23 protein-coding genes and 1 pseudogene are annotated in these 24427 nt (G+C 41.1%); 16 read left to right on the top strand and 8 right to left on the bottom strand.

Going from position 1 to position 24427, the window contains the following annotated elements:
- Positions 1-133 precede the first annotated feature (133 nt).
- From cyoA to alr, 12 genes and pseudogenes are all read left to right on the top strand, one after another.
- Entirely contained in the window at positions 134-1207 is a 1074-nt protein-coding gene (gene cyoA, locus ACFN7Z_RS06025; protein WP_004696450.1) for a ubiquinol oxidase subunit II, read from the top strand.
- A gap of 3 nt (positions 1208-1210) precedes the next feature.
- Entirely contained in the window at positions 1211-3199 is a 1989-nt protein-coding gene (cyoB, locus tag ACFN7Z_RS06020) for a cytochrome o ubiquinol oxidase subunit I (protein WP_004982033.1), read from the top strand.
- A gap of 4 nt (positions 3200-3203) precedes the next feature.
- Positions 3204-3824 (top strand): cytochrome o ubiquinol oxidase subunit III, encoded by a 621-nt coding sequence (gene cyoC, locus ACFN7Z_RS06015; protein WP_004696446.1) that lies wholly within the window; start codon positions 3204-3206, stop codon positions 3822-3824.
- Entirely contained in the window at positions 3821-4150 is a 330-nt protein-coding gene (locus tag ACFN7Z_RS06010; RefSeq protein WP_026056475.1) for a cytochrome o ubiquinol oxidase subunit IV, read from the top strand. The genes cyoC and ACFN7Z_RS06010 overlap by 4 nt, the downstream gene beginning before the upstream one ends.
- Positions 4151-4160: 10 nt before the next feature.
- Complete coding sequence (gene cyoE, locus ACFN7Z_RS06005; protein ID WP_004982036.1) at positions 4161-5039, top strand: heme o synthase; 879 nt, start codon at positions 4161-4163, stop codon at positions 5037-5039.
- 105 nt (positions 5040-5144) lie between these two features.
- Positions 5145-7259 (top strand): annotated as a pseudogene (locus ACFN7Z_RS06000) (hypothetical protein).
- Positions 7260-7265: 6 nt separating this feature from the next.
- Positions 7266-8021 carry a DUF3142 domain-containing protein gene (locus ACFN7Z_RS05995; RefSeq protein WP_029575054.1) on the top strand — a complete coding sequence of 252 codons (756 nt, stop codon included), beginning with the start codon at positions 7266-7268 and terminating at the stop codon, positions 8019-8021.
- 143 nt (positions 8022-8164) lie between these two features.
- Complete coding sequence (gene rpsF, locus ACFN7Z_RS05990) at positions 8165-8551, top strand: 30S ribosomal protein S6 (RefSeq protein ID WP_004696436.1); 387 nt, start codon at positions 8165-8167, stop codon at positions 8549-8551.
- An 11-nt stretch (positions 8552-8562) separates the two neighbouring features.
- Positions 8563-8790 (top strand): 30S ribosomal protein S18, encoded by a 228-nt coding sequence (gene rpsR / locus ACFN7Z_RS05985; RefSeq protein ID WP_004278792.1) that lies wholly within the window; start codon positions 8563-8565, stop codon positions 8788-8790.
- Between the two features lie 9 nt (positions 8791-8799).
- Complete coding sequence (gene rplI, locus ACFN7Z_RS05980) at positions 8800-9246, top strand: 50S ribosomal protein L9 (protein ID WP_004696433.1); 447 nt, start codon at positions 8800-8802, stop codon at positions 9244-9246.
- A 273-nt stretch (positions 9247-9519) separates the two neighbouring features.
- Complete coding sequence (dnaB, locus tag ACFN7Z_RS05975) at positions 9520-10965, top strand: replicative DNA helicase (RefSeq protein WP_004696432.1); 1446 nt, start codon at positions 9520-9522, stop codon at positions 10963-10965.
- 47 nt (positions 10966-11012) lie between these two features.
- On the top strand, positions 11013-12083 hold the full coding sequence (alr, locus tag ACFN7Z_RS05970) for an alanine racemase (protein ID WP_010327039.1): 1071 nt from the start codon (positions 11013-11015) through the stop codon (positions 12081-12083).
- A 32-nt stretch (positions 12084-12115) separates the two neighbouring features.
- On the opposite strand, the gene ACFN7Z_RS05965 is transcribed toward alr, so the two are convergent.
- The 5 genes from ACFN7Z_RS05965 to ACFN7Z_RS05945 are packed head-to-tail and all read right to left on the bottom strand — an operon-like array spanning position 12116 to position 16302.
- Positions 12116-12541 carry a BLUF domain-containing protein gene (locus ACFN7Z_RS05965; protein ID WP_010327040.1) on the bottom strand — a complete coding sequence of 142 codons (426 nt, stop codon included), beginning with the start codon at positions 12539-12541 and terminating at the stop codon, positions 12116-12118.
- Between the two features lie 47 nt (positions 12542-12588).
- Complete coding sequence (locus ACFN7Z_RS05960) at positions 12589-13323, bottom strand: proteasome-type protease (protein WP_004696423.1); 735 nt, start codon at positions 13321-13323, stop codon at positions 12589-12591.
- A gap of 24 nt (positions 13324-13347) precedes the next feature.
- Positions 13348-14127: a transglutaminase family protein gene (locus ACFN7Z_RS05955; RefSeq protein WP_010327041.1), complete on the bottom strand. Its 780-nt coding sequence runs from the start codon at positions 14125-14127 to the stop codon at positions 13348-13350.
- Positions 14124-14726, bottom strand: coding sequence for an alpha-E domain-containing protein (locus ACFN7Z_RS05950; RefSeq protein ID WP_010327042.1), 603 nt, complete (start codon positions 14724-14726; stop codon positions 14124-14126). Before ACFN7Z_RS05950 ends, ACFN7Z_RS05955 begins: the two co-directional genes overlap by 4 nt.
- A gap of 25 nt (positions 14727-14751) precedes the next feature.
- Positions 14752-16302, bottom strand: coding sequence for a circularly permuted type 2 ATP-grasp protein (locus tag ACFN7Z_RS05945; protein WP_010327043.1), 1551 nt, complete (start codon positions 16300-16302; stop codon positions 14752-14754).
- Positions 16303-16541: 239 nt separating this feature from the next.
- On the opposite strand from ACFN7Z_RS05945, the gene ACFN7Z_RS05940 reads away from it, so the two are divergent.
- Positions 16542-17543, top strand: a complete 1002-nt coding sequence (locus ACFN7Z_RS05940) for a YafY family protein (protein WP_029575055.1) — start codon at positions 16542-16544, stop codon at positions 17541-17543.
- Between the two features lie 435 nt (positions 17544-17978).
- Here ACFN7Z_RS05940 and ACFN7Z_RS05935 read toward each other — a convergent pair whose 3' ends face one another.
- From ACFN7Z_RS05935 to mnmG, 3 genes are all read right to left on the bottom strand, one after another.
- Positions 17979-19178 (bottom strand): tetratricopeptide repeat protein, encoded by a 1200-nt coding sequence (locus ACFN7Z_RS05935; protein WP_010327045.1) that lies wholly within the window; start codon positions 19176-19178, stop codon positions 17979-17981.
- Between the two features lie 72 nt (positions 19179-19250).
- Positions 19251-19787: a hypothetical protein gene (locus tag ACFN7Z_RS05930; protein WP_010327046.1), complete on the bottom strand. Its 537-nt coding sequence runs from the start codon at positions 19785-19787 to the stop codon at positions 19251-19253.
- Between the two features lie 95 nt (positions 19788-19882).
- On the bottom strand, positions 19883-21763 hold the full coding sequence (gene mnmG / locus ACFN7Z_RS05925; protein ID WP_010327047.1) for a tRNA uridine-5-carboxymethylaminomethyl(34) synthesis enzyme MnmG: 1881 nt from the start codon (positions 21761-21763) through the stop codon (positions 19883-19885).
- 253 nt (positions 21764-22016) lie between these two features.
- Here mnmG and ACFN7Z_RS05920 point away from each other — a divergent pair, with 253 nt between their 5' ends.
- The 3 genes from ACFN7Z_RS05920 to ACFN7Z_RS05910 all read left to right on the top strand — a co-directional run bounded on the left by ACFN7Z_RS05920 (position 22017) and on the right by ACFN7Z_RS05910 (position 24318).
- Positions 22017-22367 (top strand): hypothetical protein, encoded by a 351-nt coding sequence (locus ACFN7Z_RS05920; RefSeq protein WP_004696401.1) that lies wholly within the window; start codon positions 22017-22019, stop codon positions 22365-22367.
- Between the two features lie 137 nt (positions 22368-22504).
- Positions 22505-23392, top strand: coding sequence for a bile acid:sodium symporter family protein (locus ACFN7Z_RS05915; protein ID WP_010327048.1), 888 nt, complete (start codon positions 22505-22507; stop codon positions 23390-23392).
- Between the two features lie 44 nt (positions 23393-23436).
- Positions 23437-24318 (top strand): bile acid:sodium symporter family protein, encoded by an 882-nt coding sequence (locus ACFN7Z_RS05910; RefSeq protein WP_010327049.1) that lies wholly within the window; start codon positions 23437-23439, stop codon positions 24316-24318.
- Positions 24319-24427 lie beyond the last annotated feature (109 nt).

Genomic DNA, 24427 nt, shown 5'->3' with positions numbered 1-24427 from the left:
AATGCCCTACAACGTAGCGGTGTCTTATGATTGAGAAGTGTTTTAGACTTAAAAAGAAACTTTTCAACCATGCGACACTTTAATCGCTATCCCAATTTTATTAGGGAATGGGACTCTTCACCGAGGTTGTAAAATGAGACAAACGATTTTAGCTGTATTGTCTTTATCTGCGATCGCCGCGCTCTTAACTGGGTGTGGTGGTGATATGGTACTTCTAAACTCAAAAGGTCCAGTTGCACAAGGTCAATCTGACTTAATGATGACTGCGATCTATTTAATGCTATTGGTGGTTATTCCATCAGTCGTAATGGCATTATGGTTTGGTTGGAAATATCGCGCGTCGAATAAAGATGCAGACTATAAACCTACATGGGCACACTCTACTGCAATTGAAATTGTAGTTTGGGGTATTCCTGTCATTATTATTGGTATTCTGGCTTGGTTAACTTGGTGGGGTTCACACAAGTATGACCCTTACCGCCCGCTCGAATCTGATAAAGCACCTGTAAATATTCAAGTCATTGCAGAACAGTTTAAATGGATCTTCATTTACCCTGATCTTAACATTGCGACGGTTAACGAAATTCGTTTCCCTGAAAAAACTCCAGTTGCACTTAAAATTACCTCTAACTTCACGATGAACTCGTTCTTCATCCCTGCGTTAGGTGGTCAAATTTATGCAATGGCAGGTATGCAAACGCACTTGAATTTGTTAGCAGATGGAACTAGCCCAGCTGAAGGCTACCGCGGTTTCTCTTCGAACTATTCAGGCTACGGCTTCTCGCAAATGCGCTTCCGTGCTCACTCTGTAACTGACGCTCAATTCGCTGAATGGGTTGCTGCAGTTAAAGCAGGTAACGGTACAAGCATTAATCCTAAAGCTGTACAAAAAACAATTTTAGATCAAGCTGAATTTGAGTCTTTACGTGACGGTAACCGTGGTAAACACCAAATTGAAGTTTTGATTTCAAAAGCAAAAACTCCTGAAGAGAAGGCTGCTGCTGAGGCAATGAAGCCTTATCCAACTAAGCCACACCCTGTGACTTACTACTCTTCTGTAGAGGAAGGCTTGTTTAAGTCAGTCATCAGCAAATATATGAGCAACTATCACGGTGCTGATCACTCAGCGACTGCGGGTGCTCACGGGGCTGCTTCATCTGAAGCACATGCCGCTGTTGAACCTGCTTCATCAGTTGTAGGGGAATAAGACATGAGCTTCTTAGGTAAGTTAGGTCCGGACGTTATTCCGCACGATCCAATTGTACTGGTCACAGTTGCAATGATGATCTTAGGTGGTATCGCAGTTGTTGCTGGTATTACCTACTTTAAAAAATGGGGCTACTTGTGGAACGAATGGTTCACATCAGTCGACCATAAAAAAATTGGTATCATGTATCTTTTCGTATCGATCATCATGCTTTTGCGTGGTTTCGCCGATGCGATTATGATGCGTCTTCAACTGTTCCTTGCAAAAGGTGGCGGTGAAGGTTATTTACACCCAGAACACTACGATCAGATCTTCACCGCACACGGTGTAATCATGATCTTCTTCGTAGCAATGGGTCTAGTTGTTGGCTTAATGAACATCTCTGTACCACTTCAAATTGGTGCACGTGATGTTGCCTTCCCATTATTAAACTCTCTAAGCTTCTGGTTATTTGCTGGTGCTGCAGGCTTAATGATGGCATCTCTTGCAATTGGTGAATTCGCTGCAACAGGTTGGATGGCTTATCCTCCTCTTTCAGGTATCGAATACTCTCCAGGCGTGGGGGTGGATTACTATATCTGGGCACTTCAGATTTCAGGTTTAGGTACGCTATTAACGGGTGTTAACTTCTTCGTTACCATCATTAAAATGCGCGCGCCTGGTATGTCACTTATGGACATGCCGATCTTTACTTGGACATCTTTGTGTACAGCTGTATTGATCATTGCGTCATTCCCAGTGTTAACAGCAACAATTGCGATGTTAACGCTTGACCGTTACTTCGGTTTCCACTTCTTTACAAATGACATGGGTGGTAGCCCAATGTTGTATGTAAACTTGATTTGGACATGGGGTCACCCAGAAGTTTACATCTTAGTATTACCAGCATTTGGTATTTACTCTGAAGTTGTATCAACGTTCTCTCGTAAAACGTTGTTCGGTTACAAATCAATGGTGTATGCAACAATTGCGATCACAGTACTTGCGTTCGTAGTATGGCTTCACCACTTCTTCACCATGGGTGCTGGTGCGAACGTGAATGCGTTCTTCGGTATCATGACCATGGTTATTGCGATTCCTACTGGTGTGAAAATCTTCTCTTGGTTATTCACAATGTATAAGGGTCGTATCACCTTCACTACTCCTATGTTATGGACGCTTGGCTTCCTTGTAACATTCGGTATTGGCGGTTTAACTGGTGTATTAATGGCGGTTCCACCTGCGGACTTCCTTGTACACAACTCATTGTTCTTGATTGCTCACTTCCATAACGTAATTATCGGTGGTGTGGTGTTTGGTATGTTTGCCGGCATCATTTTCTACTGGCCGAAAATGTTTGGTTGGAAGCTCAATGAAGCATGGGGTAAAGCTGCGTTCTGGTTCTGGTTCTTCGGTTTCTACTTTGCATTCATGCCACTTTATATCCTTGGTTTCATGGGTATGACTCGTCGTTTGAATACATATGACAACCCTGAATGGGATCCGTACATTGCTATTGCATTCTTCGGTTCTGTGTTAGTCGCGATTGGTATTGCATGTTTCGTTATGCAGATTGTTGTTGGTTACTTACAACGCAACGACAACCTCGACCTTACAGGCGATCCATGGGATGGTCGTACACTTGAATGGGCGACTTCGTCTCCTGCTCCGTTCTACAACTTTGCTCACCTTCCAACAATCAATGGTATTGATACGTTCTGGAATGACAAAGAGAATGGCGTAGCGTATGCGAAACCTACTTCATACGAAGACATTCATATGCCAACGAATCGTGCTGCTGGTGTTGTGATTGCCATGTTCATTACTGTTATGGGCTTTGGTTTAATCTGGCATATCTGGTGGTTAGTTGTTGTGATGTTCATCGCTGCTATTATCAGCTTCATCGCATCTTCGTTTACGAAGAAAGTGGACTACTATGTTCCTGCTGCTGAAGTTGAGCGTATTGAAAATGAACGTTACGCGATTCTTGAAAAACATTTGAAGAAGGACTAAGACAATGGCTGACGTACTTCATCACGAAAACCACGGACACGATGAGCATCATCACCACGATGATACTGACATCACCGTCTTTGGTTTTTGGACTTATTTGATGAGTGACTTGATTCTATTCGGTACACTCTTCATTGCATTCGCTGTTTTAAGTAGCCATGTGCCTATGGGCACACCAAGTGCAAAAGAATTATTCGGTGAGTCTTTAGGTTTCGTTTTAACTGAAACTTTCGCTCTCTTGATCTCTTCTGTAACTTTTGGTTTTGCGGTTCTTGCTGCATACAAAAAGAACGTCAACCAAGTTTTAACTTGGTTAGCGATCACTTGGTTATTCGGTGCTTCATTCATCGGCATGGAACTATATGAGTTTAATCACTTAGTTCATGCTGGCCACGGTCCAAGCGTAAGTGCGTTTTTATCGTCGTTCTTTACTTTAGTAGGTACGCACGGTATTCACGTAACTTCAGGTTTGGTATGGATGATCATTTTGATGATTCAGATCAAGAAAAATGGTTTGACTCTTCCAAACACTCGTCGTCTTGCTTGCCTAAGCTTGTTCTGGCACTTCCTTGACATCGTTTGGATCTGTGTATTCAGCGTAGTTTACTTGATGGGAGTTCTATAATGAGTCACGATCATAACTCAGCTGGTGCTTCACACGGTAACACCAAGCAATACACGATCGGCTTTATCCTTTCAGTTATCCTGACCGTAATTCCATTCGGTATGGTAATGGCTGGTGGTTTTGGTCGCGGTATTGTTATGGCAGTTATCGCAATTACAGCGGTTGCTCAGGTTCTAGTTCAATTAGTTTACTTCTTGCACATGAACTCATCTTCAGAGCAACGTTGGAACGTGATTGCATTTATCTATACAGTACTTTGTATTGCTGTACTTCTAGTCGGCTCTGTATGGATTATGAACTACTTACACTACAACATGATGATCTAAACTGATCGTCATGTTGAAAAAGTATTTATTCCTGACTAAACCAGGAATTCTCTTTGGTAACTTCGTTACCACTCTGGGCGGCTTCTTTTTAGCCGCTCAGGGGTCTGTAGATTTCCTCCTTCTTCTCATCACTCTACTCGGTACAACACTGGTTGTTGCTTCTGGCTGTGTCGTCAATAACGTCATTGATCAAGATATTGATCAAAAGATGGAACGGACGATGAACCGTGCATTAGTTAAAAAAACCATCAGTCCTTCCGTAGCTTTGGCATTTTCTGCTGCGCTTGGAATATTAGGTTTCGCCCTACTCTGGTTCTTTGTTAATGCTTATGCCTTTGGCTTTGCTGTACTTGGTTTTGTGGTTTATGTGATTTTTTATAGTCTATGGAGCAAACGCACATCCATTCACCAAACCGTGATTGGAAGTATTTCTGGTGCTAGTCCACCAGTGATCGGCTATACAGCTGTGACCAATGAATTTGATGTTGCCGCATTGTTGCTTTTCTTAGCATATGCACTTTGGCAAATGCCTCATTCATGGGGAATTGCGGTATACCGCTTTGATGACTATAAAAATGCAGGCATTCCAATTTTACCTGTAGCACGTTCAATTTTCCGCACGAAAGTTGAAAGCTTGATTTATGTCTTGCTGTTTGCTGCGGTGTTAAATGGTTTGTATTGTTTTGGCTATACCAATATGTTTTTTCTTATCACCTTTAACGCACTCTGTGCTTATTGGGTATATTTATCAATCATTGGTTTTAAAGCTGAAAATGATCAGGTTTGGGCAAAACGCTATTTCTTATATTCAGTGATTTTAATTACTGCATTAAGTTTTAGTTTTAGTTTTAGCTATGTCTCACCTGCTCCACATTTGCCGCTGTTTTAAAAAAGATAGAGTTCTCTCTATCTTTTTTATTTCAACTTATTCAATATTTAAGTCTAGTCTTTAAGTTGTTACCATAGCAGACACAATAATAACTCATGCTCTGCAATGAAAATGCCATCACAATTTTTTAAAAAATCTATTTTTATTAGTCTGTTCCCTATCACTCTTGCTTATAGCACGCACAGTTTTTCTGGTTTCGATGTTTCTTGCTACCCATCGACCAACATTCAAACCAATGCCTATACAGCCTGTGACAATTTGCCTGCACTCACACCCGCCAATGACAATCAAACCAATATGCTCTTACTTCTGAGCGACATGGGTTTGGCCAAATTGAATTTTAATCAGCCAAATAATCCGCTTTGGGAAACTGAATATAGCAACGTACCATTTGCGGCTAAAACATTGTTTGAAGGCGTAACCAATAAACGACCGAATGCCCGATTAAAACCGAACAATGAAAAGACGCCTTACCAAGAACATTGTAGTAGCCTAGACAATGGTGCGGATCAATTTACCCAGCAGGTGAAAGCCGACAAAAATCTCAGCAAAGCGGAAAAAGATTTACTAATTCAAGAAAGACAAAATATCTCGGCCTGCGACCGTGATCTTGCCCTCATCCAAGTCAATCCGAACTGGTCTATACAAGCACGTCAGTATGCGTCTTATTTAAATGCAACCATTGCCTTTTATAATAGTAACTTTTCCATAGCTACTAAAATTTACTCAGTATTAACTACGGTTGATCAGCCTTGGATCAAAGAAACATCACAATATATGTTGATTCGTAGCAGCCTCAATGAAAGCTATCAGTCGGGTGTAGGTAAATATGGCGACTTAAAAATAGATAAAGTAGATCAGACTTTACTCAAAAACACCTATGAGCATATTACTACCTACTTCAAACGCTTTCCTGAGGGAAAATATGCTGCAAGTGCACGCGGTTTACTACGTCGTTGTTATTGGCTGAGTGGAAATACCGAACTCCTGACCAACGAACTCGCATGGCAAATCAATCATCCTGATTCCAAATACTATAATTTAGAGCTCGATAATCTAGCCTTCGAAATGGATCGCCATGTTTTTCAAAGCCGCTCATTCAATGCAAAAAATCTAAAAGATCCCTTCTTTCTGACCATTTCAGGTTTAATGCAAATGCGTCAGGTAACATCGGCAGAAGATAAAGTCTTAAGTTGGTCTGAACTCAACAACCAAAAAACACTATTTAAGAGTCAGCCAGAACTGTTCCAATACCTACAAGCCAATCACTTATTCTTTGTACAGAACAAACCAACTGAAGCTTTAAAATATTTGCCAGAACATTCCTCTAATTCAATTAATAGTTACCTTCAACTCAGTCAAATATTGTTAAAAGGGCGTATTTTAGAAAAACTGAGACAAACTCAAAATGCGCAGCAGTATTGGGAAGGCTGGCTGAGTCAATCAAAATCCATTGAACAGCGTGGCTTATTTGAGCTGATGCTGTATCCACATTATGCTCAGCAGCAAAGTGCAAACCTATTCATCGGTTCAAATGCTAAAATCAAACAAGCTTCATTGCAAAAAAGCTTTATTGAAAATCAAGCCAATGAAAAAAGCTTAATGCAAATTGTACAGAGCAAAGCATCAAGTACAGATCAAAAAAATTTAGCTTTATATAAAACTTTGCAAAAGTCATTGGTACATCAGAACTTTAAACTGTTTAATCAAGCCTTTGTACTGCTACCACAAGATGCCGCAAAGTATAAATATGACTCAGAAACATATCAAAACTATAAAAATCAACCGCCCCTTAGTGATTTCATTTGGGCAGGAACGCAAATTACGTCACAGATTCAATGCCCTGACTTATTCAGTCTGACTCAGAAACTTGAAAATTCACCTCAAGATTCAAAACTCCGACTTTGTTTGGGTTAATATGCGCGCTCGCCTCAAGGTTATAACATAAGCTATGTCACCACTTTAGAAAAAGAAACTGCTAGCTTCCAAGGTGCAATTTTTACCCGTGGCCAAGTGTATAAAGACATCATCAAATCCAGTTCTGTACCAGATTTAAAAGCATATGCTCTTTATCGCTCAATCATGTGTTATTCACCAAGCGGGATGAATGACTGTCAGGATGCAGAAGTTGAAAAATCCACCCGGAAACAATGGTTCGACCACATTAAACGCGACTATCCAAGTACCTCTTGGGCACAATCTTTAAAGTATTACTGGTAAGACTATATGTTGAAGCAGATTTTTTCCGTTGTTATGACGCTGATCTGTATGCTGAGCATCATATCTTGTCAGCCGAGTCAGTCAGCTTCAACATCTAGTCGGGTAAATGCCGAAGACTATGATGCATTTTGGATTTGGGGCAATATTTCATCTGCCCCTTATCTAAATGCGGCTAAAGAAATTTATGTTTTACAAGGTGAGATCCGTTTAGATTCCCAAACACATCACTCTAAGCTCATACCGCAAGGTGTAAGCGTTTTAACGATTCCTCAGCAAAAGGTGTGGCTGGTTTTTCGTAATTATCATTTAAACTGGAATGGCCAAGAGCTTACACACATTCTAAAACGCGTTCAGCAATGGGAAAATGCAGGGAATCATATTCAAGGCATACAAATTGATTTCGATGCCAAAACCAAACACATTCACCAATATGCCCTATTTTTAAGTCAATTAAGAAAACAATTGCCTCAACACTATCAACTCAGTATCACGGGCTTAATGGACTGGACCAATGTCACAAATCAGGAGACTTTAAACCTCCTGAATAACACCATCGACGAGTTGGTCATTCAAACTTATCAAGGTTCAACCACCATACCCAACTATGCAGCTTATCTAAAAAAAGTTTCAGCACTGAAACTGCCTTATAAAATTGGCATCGTTCAATACGGTGAGTGGCATAGACCGCCAAAGCTTGAAAATGATACGAACTTTAAAGGCTATGTTGTCTTCCTTTTACGCTCAAAACCTCAAAATAATTAGGGCTTTTTAAGAGAAGTTCTTGAATTTGGCGAGCAAAGTCTCTAAAATTCCCCCTTCGCATCTAATGCGACACAACCTAGGTTGTGACTCCTTGCTTCTAACAACTTTTTGTTAGGGGCTGTTTAAACCGTAAGGAGCTGACAATGCGTCATTACGAAATCGTACTTTTAGTACACCCTGATCAAAGCGATCAAGTCGTTGGTATGGTAGAACGCTACCTAACTCACATCAAAGAAGCTGAAGGTCAAATTCACCGTCTTGAAGACTGGGGCCGTCGTCAATTGGCTTACCCAATCAACAAGATCCACAAAGCTCACTACATTCTTATGAATGTTGAGTGTGGTCAAACTACTCTTGATGAGTTAGAAGAATTGTTCCGTTACAACGATGCAATTATTCGTAGCCTTATCATCCGTCGTGAGAACGCTATCACTGAAGAGTCACTATTGGCTAAGAGTGCTGAAGAAAAACGTGCGCGTAAAGCTCAACGTGAAGAAGCACAACAAGCTCAAGACTCTGCTGAAGCATAAGGAGAACATCAATGGCACGTTTTTACCGTCGTCGCAAGTTCTGCCGCTTTACAGCTGAGAACGTTACGTACATCGACTACAAAGATATCGACACTTTAAAACAGTACATCACTGAAAACGGCAAGATTGTTCCTAGCCGTATTACAGGTACTAAAGCTCGTTACCAACGTCAATTAGCGCTTGCTATTAAACAAGCTCGCTACTTGTCTTTGATCCCTTACACTGACAATCATAAGTGAGGTTGAGCTGTGGATATTATCTTATTACAACGCATTAAAAACCTTGGTAAATTAGGCGATAAAGTTTCAGTTAAAGCTGGTTACGGCCGCAACTACCTTATCCCTCAAGGTCAAGCAGTAGCTGCTACTGAAGCTAACACTGCTGCTTTTGAAGCTCGTCGCGCTGAACTTGAGAAAGCTGAAGCTGATGTTTTAGCTGCTGCTCAAGCACGTGCTAGCCAATTAGACGAAGTTAACATCGTAATCACTGCGAAAGCTGGTGACGAAGGTAAACTATTCGGTTCTATCGGTACTCGTGATATCGCTGACGCGTTAACAAATGCTGGTCTTGAAGTTGACCGTGCAGAAGTTCGTTTACCGAACGGTGCACTTCGTCACACTGGCGAATTCAACATCGCAATCCAATTGCACCATGATGTTGTTGCTGAAGTTCTCGTTACTATCGTATCTGAGTAATTTCTTGCAAAAAAAAGAGCATGCTTTTGCATGCTCTTTTTTTTATCTCTATGAAAAAGTAGTTTCATTGCTCAGCTTAAAACTTCATCAGTCTGCCCCACAAAATGCCAAATTTGAATATTATGGGTTTTATCCATAAGCCTTGAATTCAGCACACAGCAGCTGCATTTTTTGATAAAGTGCATAGAGTTAAATGACTGTATTTTTTCCCAAATTTACAGTGAAATTTATCTTAAGTTATCCCTCTTACTGTATTAAAAATCAGGGCGTTATATGTCACAGGCGAATGCCACTGCTCAAAAGAGCTCATCGAAACAAGACAATAAACCGAATGAGTCAGGGCAACTGAAAGAATTCCGTACACCTCCGCATAACTTAGCATTGGAACAAGCCGTACTTGCCGCTTTAATGACGGTTGCTGAATCCTTTGAACAAGTTGGCGATGTACTCACTGAAAATGACTTTTATGCGACGCGCCATAAATATATTTTTCGCGCGATTGCACAACTCTCCAAAGACAGCTCACCCTATGATGCGGTTTTAGTGCATGACTGGCTCACTACACAAAACCTACTCGATGCAGTTGGTGGTGAAGAGTACCTGATGCAATTGATGGCAGACTCCCCGTCTAGTTTCTATAACATGGAAACTTATGCCACCAAGATCAAAGAATTTTCGACTTTGCGCAGCATGATCAAGGTTAGTTCTGAAATTTTACAAAATGCCTATGACACCAAAGGTCGTAACGTCAGTGAAATTTTAGATTTGGCCGAAACTAATATTTTCTCTTTGGCTGAACAACACAATAACAATGCCAAAGCTCAAGGGCCTAAAGCCATCAATACAGTTGTAGCTGATGTATTTGATAAGCTTAATGAGCTGTCGCAAATGGAAGGCAGCATTACAGGCTTAACTACAGGCTTTCTTGAACTCGACAATAAAACCTCGGGCATGCAAGCAGGTGATTTGATTATTGTTGCAGCGCGTCCATCGATGGGTAAAACCACTTTTGCCATGAATTTAGTGGAAAGCGTGCTGTTTAATAATGACTTACCTGCCTTGGTTTACTCCATGGAGATGCCAGCCGACTCCATCGCCATGCGTTTAATTTCATCTTACGGGAAAGTCCATCAGGGACATTTACGTTCAGGTAAACTCGATGGTGATGAATGGTCAAAAGTGACCGGCACCATTTTGCAACTGCAAGAGAAAAAGCTCTATATCGACGACTCCTCTGCTCTTCCACCTACAGAAGTTCGTGCTCGCGCACGTCGTATTGCCAAACAGCACGATGGTAAACTCGGCTGCATCATGGTCGATTACTTACAGCTAATGAAAGTACCAGGCATGGGTGATAACCGTGTCGGTGAGATTTCGGAAATTTCACGAAGCTTAAAAGCTCTTGCCAAAGAAATGATGTGTCCTGTGATTGCACTATCGCAGCTTAACCGTTCCCTCGAGAACCGTCCCAACAAGCGTCCCGTGATGTCAGACTTACGTGAATCTGGTGCAATCGAGCAGGACGCCGACTTGATCATGTTTATTTACCGTGATGAAGTCTATAACAAAGAATCCAAAGAAGCAGGCACTGCCGAAATTATTATTGGTAAACAACGTAACGGCCCTATTGGTACCGTTCGACTTGCTTTTGAAGGCCAATATACCCGCTTTAGTAACTTATCCCCTGAGTTTTATGCTCAGTACGATGATGAGGAATAATTAAAAACTCATCGTCGCCCTTCCATGACCCTGTAGGAGTAATTAGGGTGCGTCAAGCAACAGTTTATATTGATAGCCAAGCGCTGCAATATAATTTAAACCGTGTCAAACAACTTGCCCCAAACGCGAAAATCGTCAGCATGGTCAAAGCCAATGCTTATGGACACGGAGTCAAAGACTGTTTAGCAGCCTTAAGTGAAACCGATGCCTTTGGCGTCGCCTGTTTAGAAGAAGCATTAGAGATTCGTGCACTCGGCTTTAAACAGCCTATTACCCTGATTGAAGGTGTTTTCTCAGCAGATGAAATGCAAACCGTCATTGAGCAAAATATCGAGTGCGTGATTCATCAGCAACAGCAAGTCGATTGGTTGATCGCACATAAAACCGCATATATCGCACAAAAGCTCAAAGTGTGGGTCAAACTCAACAGCGGTATGAACCGTTTAGGCTTTAAAATTGCTGAAATCATTGCTGTCATCAACACATTGAAAGCAGAAGGCTTTACATGTGTCCTAGCAATGCACTTTGCCAACGCCGATGCGGATCACCCACTCAATGAGCAGCAACGTGCGCAATTCCTACACATCAAAGAAGCCTGTTCACCCATCCTAGCCTCATGTTGTAACTCAGCTGCTATATTTAAATGGCCAGAACTTAATTTTGATTTTGTCCGCCCCGGTATCATGCTGTACGGTGCATCCCCTTTTGCCGATAAAAATGCACATGACTTAGACTTAAAGCCCGTTATGACCTTCACGGCGGAAATTATTGCATTAAATACCATTCAAGCAGGTGAAGGTGTGGGTTATGGTTCGCATTTTGTCGCGAACCAAGAAACTGAATTGGCGATTGTTGCGATTGGTTATGGAGATGGCTACCCACGTGCATTTCCAAAACAAAACCATGTTGCTATAAATGGTCAGGCTGCAGCTGTTGTGGGCCGAGTAGCAATGGACATGATTGCGATCGATGTGACGGGTTTAAACGCCAAACTCGGTACAAAGGTTGAACTCTGGGGTAAAAACCGCTTAGTTGACGATGTTGCGGAAGCCAATGGAACTATTGGTTATGAGCTACTTTGTCGGTTAAGCAATCGCCCTACACGTAAGCAAATTTAAACAAAAAAGCCCAAGTTATACTTGGGCTTTTTTCAACCTAGACTCTCATCAGACTGGGCATCATAAAGGTCTTGCAATAGTTGATCAATTTGTTGTTGACTCATGATCTGCGGTTCAAATGTTGCAAAACCCATTTCACGCATTTTGGTATGTACGCTACTCATACGTTGCACATACTTCATCCCCCAAGCTCTAAAATGTGCCGCGTTAATCGTTTTCACCTCAAAGACTTTGATATCTTTATGTCTAGGGTCTTTCAATAATTTCGACATTAATAATTCTAAAACCTCTTCACCCCCTTCTAAGCACTGGAAATAATGCTGATCTGCATAATAAAGAATGCCTGAAATATTATGCAATGCATTAAAATCACGTGCTTCCTTTAAAATGTCTCGAACATCTTGAAGAAGCTGTACATGATCCAAAGTTGAAGTACTTGCATAGCAAATTTGCTGCATAGACTTCCCCAATTTATTGATTTCATTATTTTTAGCATTTAGCACGTTTATACTAAATAGTCATCCGTCGGCTTTGCCAATTCTTGCAATCCTTTTCTTAAGGTATCTGACCATTGCTTGCTAATGCTTGAAAAATACGGATCCTCTTCATCAATCCGCTTACCCACTGGAATATGTAAACTATCTCTTGTATACACCAAAGCATCTAAAGGCAAACCTACAGAAACATTGGAACGTAAAGTTGAGTCAAAAGAAATCAAACTACACTTCACCGCTTCGTCTAAGGGCATGTCATACCGTAATGCACGATCTAGAATCGGCTTGCCATATTTACTTTCACCAATTTGAAAATACGGCGTATCTTTGGTCGCACAAATAAAATTCCCCTGCGGATAAATATTATAAAGTTGCATTTCTGCCCCTTTAATTTGTCCACCGACCAATAAGCTACAGTAGTAATTACTCTGTTCCTGCGTGTCCGGCGCCATATCCGCCAAGACTTTTTTCAAAGTATGTCCAACCAACTCAGCCGCTTCGAACATGGTATTGACACTATATAAATTCGGTTCTTGGCTTAACTCCAGATGATTTTTTAAATGTCCAATCACCGCTTGGGTCGTTGCTAAATTTCCTGAGGTTTGAATCGCAATAAAGCGTTCACCCTCCACACCGAAGGTATACAGTTTCCTAAACACGGATATATGGTCTACACCTGCGTTCGTACGTGTATCACTTATAAAAACCAAACCATCTTGCAGACGAAGTGCACAACAATAGGTCATAGAACATCCTTTTTCAGCTAAACCTTAACAACTTAAAACTTGTACCATGGAATGCATCGATTCCACCCCACCTTTTTCACGTACGCCACGAACGGGAGCCACATCCCAATAATCGCGCCCAATAGCTACATAGATATGTGACTGTGGTTTGAATAATTGATTACTGGTATCAAAACAATACCATGCATCATCAATATATACCTCGGCCCACGCGTGACTGGCGAGGTGTGAAGTTTCAGGCACATGCAAATACCCCGATACATAACGTACCGGTAAGCCCAGATGCTTGCACATAGCAATAAAAACATGACTATGGTCCTGACATACACCTTGTTGCCCATTGAATGCATCAATTGCCGAAGTTAACACCGAAGTTTCGGCAGGTACATAAGGAATATGCACTAAAACTGCTTCTGACAGTTTCATCAAATTTTCCCGATTCAACTCAGGCACATACTGATGTGCAAATGCCTTCATTTCAGCATTGCACTGGGTATTGAGCGTCGGCTGTAAAAATAAATTGGGATTCAGCCGATCTTGTATACCATGTTCTGCCAAGCTATTAATTTCAACAATGCCCTGTGCCATTATGGTCAGCTGTTGATAGGCTTCACGTTGCGAACTAGTAATCCAAATATTTTGGAAGGCATCCCGTTTTTCTTCACGCTCTCCTGGCACACTCACATGCCAGTGACATACCTTTTGGTGCGAATTATTCGTGGGTGTCATTTTGATATATTGAATGCTGTTCAGGGCCAATTCACTATATTGATAATGCGTTTGGTGATTGATCATAAGTTTCATACATCAACCTCAAACAATTGTTGAATATAATCACTAAAATGATAAAAACTCATCGCATCAGGTTGTGATTTGAGCTCTAGCCAAGCTTGTGCCAAATTTAGCCAGCCCATTTCTTTTAACAACATAACGATGTTTTCTATTTCAACTAAAGTATTTTGTGCATCTTGTTTCAGGCGGATTTGACGGTCGAGCTGCTCAATCATTTGCCCCAAACTAAAGAATAAAAAGACATCACTGGCTTCAGACTCAAGTACATCCTGACACTCTCCAACCACATCACAAATATAGGCGGTGTTTTCAGTGGCATTTTTGATAAATTGATTCAGTTCCGCGTAGGCCTTTGCAGATAAAATCCCGCGCAAGTCTTGTACATTACTCTTAGCACTTTGAAATTGCTGGTTAAATGAAGCAGGGTTGTTTGGGTTTAAAATCAGCTCATTCAGTGAGCACGCATCAAAAGCAGGCAAACAAAATGCATGCGCATAATCCATTGCAGGCTGGTCTTGGGTAAAAGGAAACTGAGCACACAAATATTGAGTACGTGTTAAATAACGCCCTAACCAAAAAATATTTTCAGCATTGGTGCTTAATAAAATCATAGTTCTACCCTCATATTTGTTTATTTTATGAATGTAAGTTTTCCACGACCCAAGTGTCTTTAATTCCTCCTCCTTGGGATGAGTTGACCACCAACGAACCTTCTTTCATCGCAACACGTGTTAAACCGCCAGGGACAATTTCGGTACGATACGGTGAACTGAGCACAAACGGTCTAAGGTCAATATGACGCTCAGACACACCCGATTCAGTCATGGTTGGACTGACAGAAAGTTCTAATGTGGGCTGGGCAATATATAAATGCGGCGTCGCCATGAGCTTATCTCTAAATTGCTCAATTTGGCTTTTACAGGCTTGCGGTCCAATCAGCATACCATACCCACCCGAACCTTGCGCCTCTTTGACCACTAACTGCTCAAGGTTCTCCAGTACATAAGCCAAATCTTGCTTGTTACGGCATTGATATGTCGGAACATTTTTTAAGATAGGTTTTTCACCTAAATAAAACTGAATCATTTTATCGACATAAGGATAAATCGATTTATCATCCGCAACCCCTGTGCCTGGTGCATTCGCAATAACCACGTTATGACTCAAATAAGCCGACATCAACCCTGCGACACCTAAAGTGCTATTCGGCATAAAGCACAGCGGGTCAAGGTATGCATCATCCAAACGGCGGTAAATTACATCTACTCGTTGACGGCCACGAATGGTTTTGACATAGACCTTATCATGTTCTACAAATAAATCGCGTGATGTCACCAAAGGCACATCCATTTCACGGGCTAAAAAAGCATGTTCATAATAGGCACTATTAAAACGTCCCGGTGTCAACACCACGATGAAAGGCTGATCGACATAAGCATTTTCAGCCAAGATTTCTTTTAGTAATTGTGGGTATTGTTCTATGCCTAAAATATGGTTCTTCTGCATCAAATCAGGCATAAGTTTTTCACTAATCTTACGACTTTCAAGCATATAAGATACGCCCGATGGCGTTCTTAAATTATCTTCGAGTACATAAAACTCACCCTGCCCATCACGGATAATATCAATTCCACTAATTTGGCTATAAATCTGACCTTTTAAACGGTGCTCATACATATGCGGTTGATAAGCCTCATGCGTCAACACTTGCAGTTCTGGAATAATTTTCGCTTTGAGAATGTCTTGTTGATGGTAAATATCATGTAAAAATAGATTTAAAGCTCGCACACGTTGTGCAGAGCCAAGGGAGATTTTATTCCATTGTTGTTTGGCGATCACACGTGGAATTAAATCATAAGGAATGGTGCGCTCAATGCCCTCAGATTCACCATATACAGTAAACGTAATACCTTCATATAAAAAATGCTGTTTGGCAATTTGGTTCAGTTCTTCGAGTTCTTCTACACTATGCTGTGACAACCAGTGCTCAATACGCGTACAAGCCTCACCAGACATCGCTTGGTCATCTGTCATTTCATTAAAGAAATTCGAGGTCATTTGATGAAACAATCCAGCAGACTGGCTCGATAGACGATCATGAGAGTGAATCGGATTTAATACAGGAGAGTTAAGCTTATATCCGTCCAACATCGTATTTACATTTGTATCTTTATCTTCTTTAAACATACAAACCTCTCAATTGTTATCGATATGTAACCCATACGTAGCAATATCTATGCCATGGATTTCTAAAGATGCTTTGTTTATTAATCGATAAAAAACGCATTGCTTCAATTCTATTTCGCATTAAGTTGTGTCAAAAAATATAACTGAAAAATTTCAAGCAAAGCTTGCTTAAACGAATGAGTTTTCTTATTGTGTTCACATTCAAGTAAGTAATTTCGACTCCTATATTTTATTAAACTATGTCTATACAAGAAAAAGAAACGTCCAATAGTCTCTATCGCCAATGGCAAATTTTGTCTCGCCTTTCCACTGGAAAATGGATGGGGACTCGAGAGCTGCAAGAGATTTTACAACGTGAAGGCATCGATATTACTTTGCGAACCATTCAACGTGATTTAAACCAAATCTCTCAACGCTTCCCGATTGAAAACAATGGGGCTGTGCCTCAAGGTTGGCGTTGGCGTTCTGATGCTCCAATTCAAAGCTTACCGCACATGACCAGCTCTCAAGCGGTGACGTTTATGATGGTTGAAGAACACCTTAAACATCTTCTTCCTCCAAGCTTAATTGAAGAAATGAATCCATGGTTTGACTTAGCACGTCGTAGCCTCTCTACCCAAAATAATGTGCGCCAATGGATTAACCGCGTACGCATTGTCCCTGCGACACAACCGCTGATTCCCCCGATTGTGGAGAAAACAGCACAACAAGCCATCTATGAAGGACTACTCCAAGACAAACAGCTGGAATGCGTTTATCAAGGCTTAAACCAAGCGGCTGAAGCAAAAACCTATACCCTCAACCCTCTGGCACTGGTTCAAAAAGGTGCAATTATTTATCTGATTTGTACCCGCCACGACAAAACTGATATTCAAACCTTTGCACTGCACCGTTTCAAATCAGCGACGGTTTTAAACACTCGTGCCTTACACCCAGTCAATTTTGATATCGATGAATACATCGAATCAGGTGCATTAGGTTTCCGTGTAGATTTTTCAAAACCTACAGAAACCGTTGCACTTACCCTGACCATGAATGAAATAGATGCGCTGTATTTGGAAGAAACCAAACTCAGTACCAATCAGGTTTTAGAACCGCTTGGAAATGGGCAAATCTTGGTTCATGCGACCGTCCCTTTTACCAATCAACTGGTGTGGTGGTTACGTAGTTTTGGTCATAAGATTAGCCACATTGAACCCAAAGAAGTTCGTGATGCAGTTAATCAGACCATCACCGACTAAAATAAAAAAAGCCCCAAGTATTCGGGGCTTTACAGTCTTTTTGGTATTAGATATTTGAATTGCTTGGGTTTGTCGTTTTCATTGCTCATCTTGGTTTAATGCCTCCCCTAAACCAAGATAAGTGTGCTGTTTTTGGTGATTGATACAAACTAGCATTGGCATGCAAGCTCTCCACTGTTAAAACGGATCGATTTCATCGTCATAGTGTTGACCTCATGTTAAGAACGTAGAATCAATTTAAAATATGGCGATACTTTTGTGAAATAACATGATTGGCTATTTTTATCTGTTTTTATCTTAAACAACTCTTTTGCTTTGTTTATCTTTCAAAACAAAAAGCCAGCCTTATGGTCAGCAGGCTTATGATTAGACCCTTGCATTTCCAATATGGATTGCAAGAACCTTTCGGCAGTAATCGTTACAAATCATCCGCTTTTATTTCTTCCAAAATTGCCACTTGCTACGTTTAGGCCGCTTTTCTTCAATACGCACCAATCCCTTGAGTGCTTCATTATTGATTCTGTCATACATTTTTAAATATTCAGGATTCAACTGCTCTCCGATATATTCAGGCGTATACGATGTACAAGGTTTTCGTAATGAGCGCTCATACCATTTTTGTGCAACGTCTAAATCGGCATTAAAATAGAGCCCTTTTTCATACAAATAGCCAATTTTACATTCCGCATGTTGGTCTTTCTGATCAGCCGCTTTTTGAATCCAATATACGGCTTCTTCCAAACTTTTCTCAGTGTACAAGCCATTTAAATACCAATATCCCACTTGATATTGTGAAGATGCCTCACCTTTTTGGGCATTCAGTAAAAATAGTTTGAAGAATAGTTGTTTGGCTTCATCCATATGCAGAAATGAATCAATCTTTCGGATTTGTTCATTAATCTGATCAATTGAGTAGTCCCGTGCATTTTTGAGAACATGTTGAGCCTGTTGCAGTGGACTTTCTTCGGTAAAGGATGCGATTAATTGCATTGCTTCTGCCTGCATCTCATCTATCCCACTGATACGCGCATCCAGTACGACATTTAAATGTTTTCGAGCCAATTCGAAGTCTTGCTCAACACCTCGCCCCTCTAAATACATACGGCCCAAACTTAAATCTGCCGCTATGACCTGACCTACTACTTGTTGATACAGTCCAATTGCCATATCTAGGTCCAGCGGTACACCTAAACCTTGCTCATACTTATCCGCTAAATTATTGATCGCAACGGGATTACCCAGATCAGCAGATTTTTGATACCAATAGACACATTGTTCGTAGTCTCGCTTTGTCCCGATACCATCTTGATACATCCAGCCTAAATGATAATAAGCATTTGCTAAAACAGCTTTTTCAGTTTCAGGCGCTTGTGATGAGATTCGATGATACAAATAGAATGCTCGTGCCGAGTGAATCACATGTTCGCTCACCACACCATAATTTGGATAAACTGAATTTACCAAGAAACAGGTTAACCAACCAAAACGATAATTAGCCGCCAACCCCAATGTGGCTGCCCAACAACCCTGTTCGGAGGACTGCTCCAAGAGCTGCAAACTTTTTTGTAAATCTTGTTCAGTGCCTTGACCTCGTGCATAACATCCCGCCAACTGATATAGCGCAATGCTATCCATTTTGGATGCGGCTTCTCGATACCAGTTAAAACTTCCTTCCAGACTTTTTTGTAAAATTCCACCAATGAATAATTACTGTGCTAACTGACACATCGCAGGGGTATAACCCGACTGAGCGGATTGACGTAGGAAATCAATATAGAGCTGAAACTCACGCTCTTGGTAGGCTTGATCTGCCAAATAATATTGATAAATACCCCGATATTGCTCGGCTTTACCTCTAATTAATTGAAGGATTAACGCTCCATGTCCAGTTTCATGCTCAGAGAAATACTCAATTCGTTCAATCAATCCCAAACTTTTAGACACTTGCTCCAAGGGTAGAAACCATCGTGTAATGGTATAGAGTCCCGGAACATCTTGCATTTTCACAATGTCAGAAGATGGCTCAGGATCTTCGGGTCGGACTAAAGCTCTCAGCATCTGCATAGGAGATTCAGCTTGTGGTGGCATTAAATTCACTCCAACCACCTCACCATTATTGGTTTTAGCAACCTCCCAAACTTTCATAATGGCTTGATCAAATTGATAAAACTCACCACTTTGATTGAGCCAGATAACCACATCACCCGCGCGAATCTCTTCTCCGCTTTTATAATGTAATGACATAATTCACCTTATTTTTTATTGTATATTACCCCTGCGCAGATTTTACCCAAAAAAAAAGCCCGCATAAAGCGGACTTTTTCAATAACTTTCAAAGATTAAGCAGATTTTTTCGCTTGTGTATTTTTACGGATCGTAATCATGATCAATTGCACTGCTGCAGGTGTTACCCCCGGAATACGATTTGCTTGAGCCAATGTCTCAGGACGTACATCTTTCAATTTTAAAGTAATTTCACGAGATAAACCTGAAACCACATCATAATTAAAATCGGCTGGAATTTTAGTTTCTTCCAAACGCTTCATTTGCGCAACGTCTTCATGCTGACGGTTAATATAACCTGCATATTTCACCGCGATTTCAATTTGATCGCCCACTTGTGCAGACACTTCTGAACCTGTGAGTTCCGCAATTTGAGCAAATGAAATATTCGGACGTTTTAACAAATCAATCGCAGAACACTCTTTCGATAAATCCGCACCTGTCATTTCGACAAACTTTTTACCCATCGGGTTATTTGGTGCAGCCCAAAGGTGTTGTAAGCGACCAGTTTCTTGTTCAACGGCTTCCATTTTTTCACAGTAAGCTGCCCAACGCACATCATCCACCAAGCCCATTTCACGACCCACTGGCGTTAAACGTTGATCCGCATTGTCTTCACGTAGCATCAAACGATATTCGGCACGTGAAGTAAACATACGGTACGGTTCTTTCGTACCGAGCGTAATCAAGTCATCTACCAATACACCCATATAGGCTTCATCACGTTTTGGTGTCCATTGCTCTTGATCCCACGCACGACGCGCAGCGTTTAAGCCTGCAAGCAAGCCTTGTGCACCTGCCTCTTCATAACCTGTCGTACCATTAATTTGACCAGCAAAGTACAAGTTATTAATGGCTTTGGTTTCTAAAGTAAACTTCAATGCTTGCGGGTTGAAATAATCGTACTCGATAGCATAGCCCGGACGTAAAATGTGCGCATTTTCCATCCCGCGAATTGAACGAACCAGCTCAAACTGCACATCAAACGGAAGTGAAGTTGAAATACCATTTGGATAAAGCTCATGTGTATCTAGACCTTCAGGCTCTAAGAATACTTGGTGTGAGTCTTTATCTGCAAAACGGTGAATTTTGTCTTCAATGGATGGGCAGTAACGTGGCCCCACACCTTCAATAACACCAGTGTACATCGGTGAACGGTCTAAACCGCCGCGGATGATGTCATGGGTTTTTTCATTGGTATGGGTAATATAACAATTCACTTGTTCAGGGTGCATAGATGCATCACCCATGAATGACATAGTCGGTGATGGGAAGTCACCCGGCTGTGGAATCATCACAGAAAAATCAACCGAACGCGCATCAATACGTGGTGGCGTACCTGTCTTTAAACGACCCACTGGCAAATTCAATTCACGTAAACGGTGTGCCAGTGAAATTGAAGGTGGATCACCTGCACGGCCGCCACTTGATTTTTCAAGACCAACGTGGATTACACCACCCAAGAACGTCCCTGCGGTGAGTACAACTGTTTTCGCATCAAAGCGAATACCCGTTTGAGTTACAACGCCCTTTACAGTATCACCCTCAACAATCAGGTCGTCTGCGGCTTGTTGGAAAATATCGAGATTTGCTTGGTTTTCTAAAGTGTCACGAATCGCGGCTTTATAGCGAATACGGTCTGCCTGTGCACGTGTTGCACGAACGGCTGCACCTTTACGTGAGTTTAGGATACGGAACTGAATACCACCTTTATCGGCAGCCAATGCCATTGCACCGCCCAAGGCATCAATTTCACGCACCAAATGCGATTTACCAATACCACCAATTGCTGGATTACAGCTCATCTGCCCTAAAGTCTCAATATTATGAGTTAAGAGTAAAGTCTGTCGCCCCATACGTGCCGCAGCCAATGCTGCTTCTGTACCTGCGTGACCGCCGCCGATAACAATGACATCGTAAACTTTAGGATAATGCATAGTGGTAAAGGAGATTAAAAAATGATAACGAAAGATTATAGCAAATTTTCGATTGTAAGTTGACAGATTCCGTGGAATTTATTGTATATACGGTGCTGTGCTTACTGCGCCAGCGCTAGGTTTATGTAATTTTACTTGCAGAGTAGTAGCAAAAACTCAACAAAGGATGCGTTTTGTTACCTGAAAAGCCTTGTATTAATTTGATCATTTTTTATCCTATAAGTTGATCATACAACAACCAAAGGTAAGCATTATGAATAAGAAGATTCTTTTTTCATCCATTCTCTGCGGTTTATTTTTTTCGCCTTTTGTATCAGCCAACGACAAAGTTGAAAAGGTCTATGATAGTCAACGTTATCAACAAGTCTGTAAAGGTAAGTCACAAGGAACAGCGGTTAGTTTTGCCTATCGAGGCATTATTTGGAATGGTACCTGTGAACCTCAATTTTTCCCAAGCTCAAAAAATGCCAATATTCATGGTGATGAAGCTGAGTTAGCCAGCATTTGCCAAGGCGACTCAAAAGCGACATCAATCAATATCGAAGGTAAAGAAATCAAAGGCAAATGTGCCCTTGGTTTTGTAGCACCTAAACCAAGAATGTAAGCAAAACAACTTAAAGTTCATGTTGTATTGAGGGTAAAAAATAGTCCATTTTTTGCCCTTTTTTCTACCTTGTAAATTATTGAATTCTGTATACACTCAAAAACACAAAAGATAAAAACGAATAAAAAAGGTATTCCATGGATTCGGAATTGTTTACAGTTTTTTTGCCTTTGACTTTGGCATTAATGATGATGGGTCTTGGTTTACACCTACGCCCAGCTGATTTTTATCGCCTCACACTACACCCCAAAGTCATTTTCATCGCGTTATTTTCACAGTTGGTACTGCTGGTGGGCATTGCGTTCCTGATTTGTCAATTTTTAAATTTAGCGCCTATTTTCGCGATTGGTTTGATGCTCGTTGCAGCCTCACCGGGCGGACCAACGTCAAATCTATTGACCTATTTATTTAAAGGTGATGTTGCGCTCAACATTACTCTTACAGCCACGAACTCCATCATTTCAACACTGACCCTTCCTTTTATTATTAATTTTTCACTGATGTACTTTCTACAAACATCACAACCCGTTGACATGCCGGCCATGAAAATGATGAAGGTATTTTTCATCACTCTACTTCCAGTCAGTATGGGCATGTTTTTACGTTATTACTTTCCAAAACTTGCCGACAAATTAAACCGCCCAATGCGTATTTTGTCTGCAAGCTGTCTTCTTTTTATCTTTTTTCTCGCACTGTACTTAGAGCGACATAATTTTGTTGAATATGTGTTTGAGATTGGGCCTGCCGTAGCCTTATTCTGCTTCTGTAGCATGTTTATTGGTTTTTTTGTGCCACATCTTGCCAATATTCCAGAAAAACAAGCCTTAACCTGCTCTTTTGAGATCACCATTCACAACACCGCACTTGCCATTACGGTTGCCCTGTCAGTCTTAGGCAACACCGCCATGGCTATTCCTGCCGGTATTTATTCTATTTTCATGTTTGTATTTGCTGCGTTATTGGGCCTATTAATCTCGCGAAGAAATGACAGTTTATTTTTGAAGAAAGAGACCGCAGCTGAATAATTTCACGGTCATGATTTATATAATTTTAAGGAGAATATACACCTATGGATTCAGGAATTATAACGATTATGTTACCCCTAGCTCTTGCCATCATCATGATTGGTTTGGGCTTAGAGTTAACCCCGAAGGATTTTGCACGCGTCAGCAAACATCCCAAAGCAGTATTGGTTGCTTTATTTTGTCAGTTGGTACTTCTTGTTGGGATTGCCTTTGTAATTTGCAAAGTACTCAACTTACCGCCACTGCTTGCCGTCGGCTTAATGCTCTTAGCAGCTTCTCCAGGTGGTAGTACTGCAAACTTATTTAGCTATTTGTTTAAAGGTGATATTGCGCTCAATATTACTTTAACCGCAATTAACTCCGTTATTGCAGCGTTTACCTTGCCGCTAATTGTCAACTTTGCCATTCAGTACTTTATGCAGGATGGACAACACGTCAGTATGCAGTTTAGTAAAATCTTGCAGGTATTCTCGATTATTCTTATCCCCGTCTGTATTGGTATGTTGATTCGCCACTATGCACCTTCTTTTACCAAGAAGCTGAATAAGCCATTGCGTATTTTTTCTGTTGTATTTTTGGTCTTAATCATTGTTGGAGCAATAGCCAAAGAACGCGCACATATTCTGGAGTATCTGACTCAGGTCGGTTTAGCCACCGTCATTTTCTGTATTTGTAGTTTAATGATTGGTTATTTTGTACCGAGACTACTGGGGATCAACAGTGCTCAAGCACGGGCTTGTGCCTTTGAAATTGGCATTCATAACAGCACCCTTGCCATGACCATTGCACTCACCGTGATGGCCAGTACCACCATTGCCATGCCTGCAGCGGTCTATTCTATTTTTATGTATATCTTTGCTGCCATCTTTGGGACATTACTCAACCGTTTTGCCCCATCGGTTCAAACCAGTACAGAACAAGCCTAGAACAGGTGTAGATCTAAGGATGCTTCGGCATCCTTTTTTATTTTGAGGAATGCTGTCGAACTGCCCCCTGTTCCGCTACAATATTTATTTATACATAAATATTAGGTTA

The organism is Acinetobacter sp. P1332 (genome assembly GCF_044057475.1).
Lineage (GTDB): Bacteria > Pseudomonadota > Gammaproteobacteria > Pseudomonadales > Moraxellaceae > Acinetobacter > Acinetobacter johnsonii.
The sequence above is the reverse complement of the archived record's forward strand: the minus strand, read 5'-3'. Positions and strand labels throughout refer to the sequence as shown.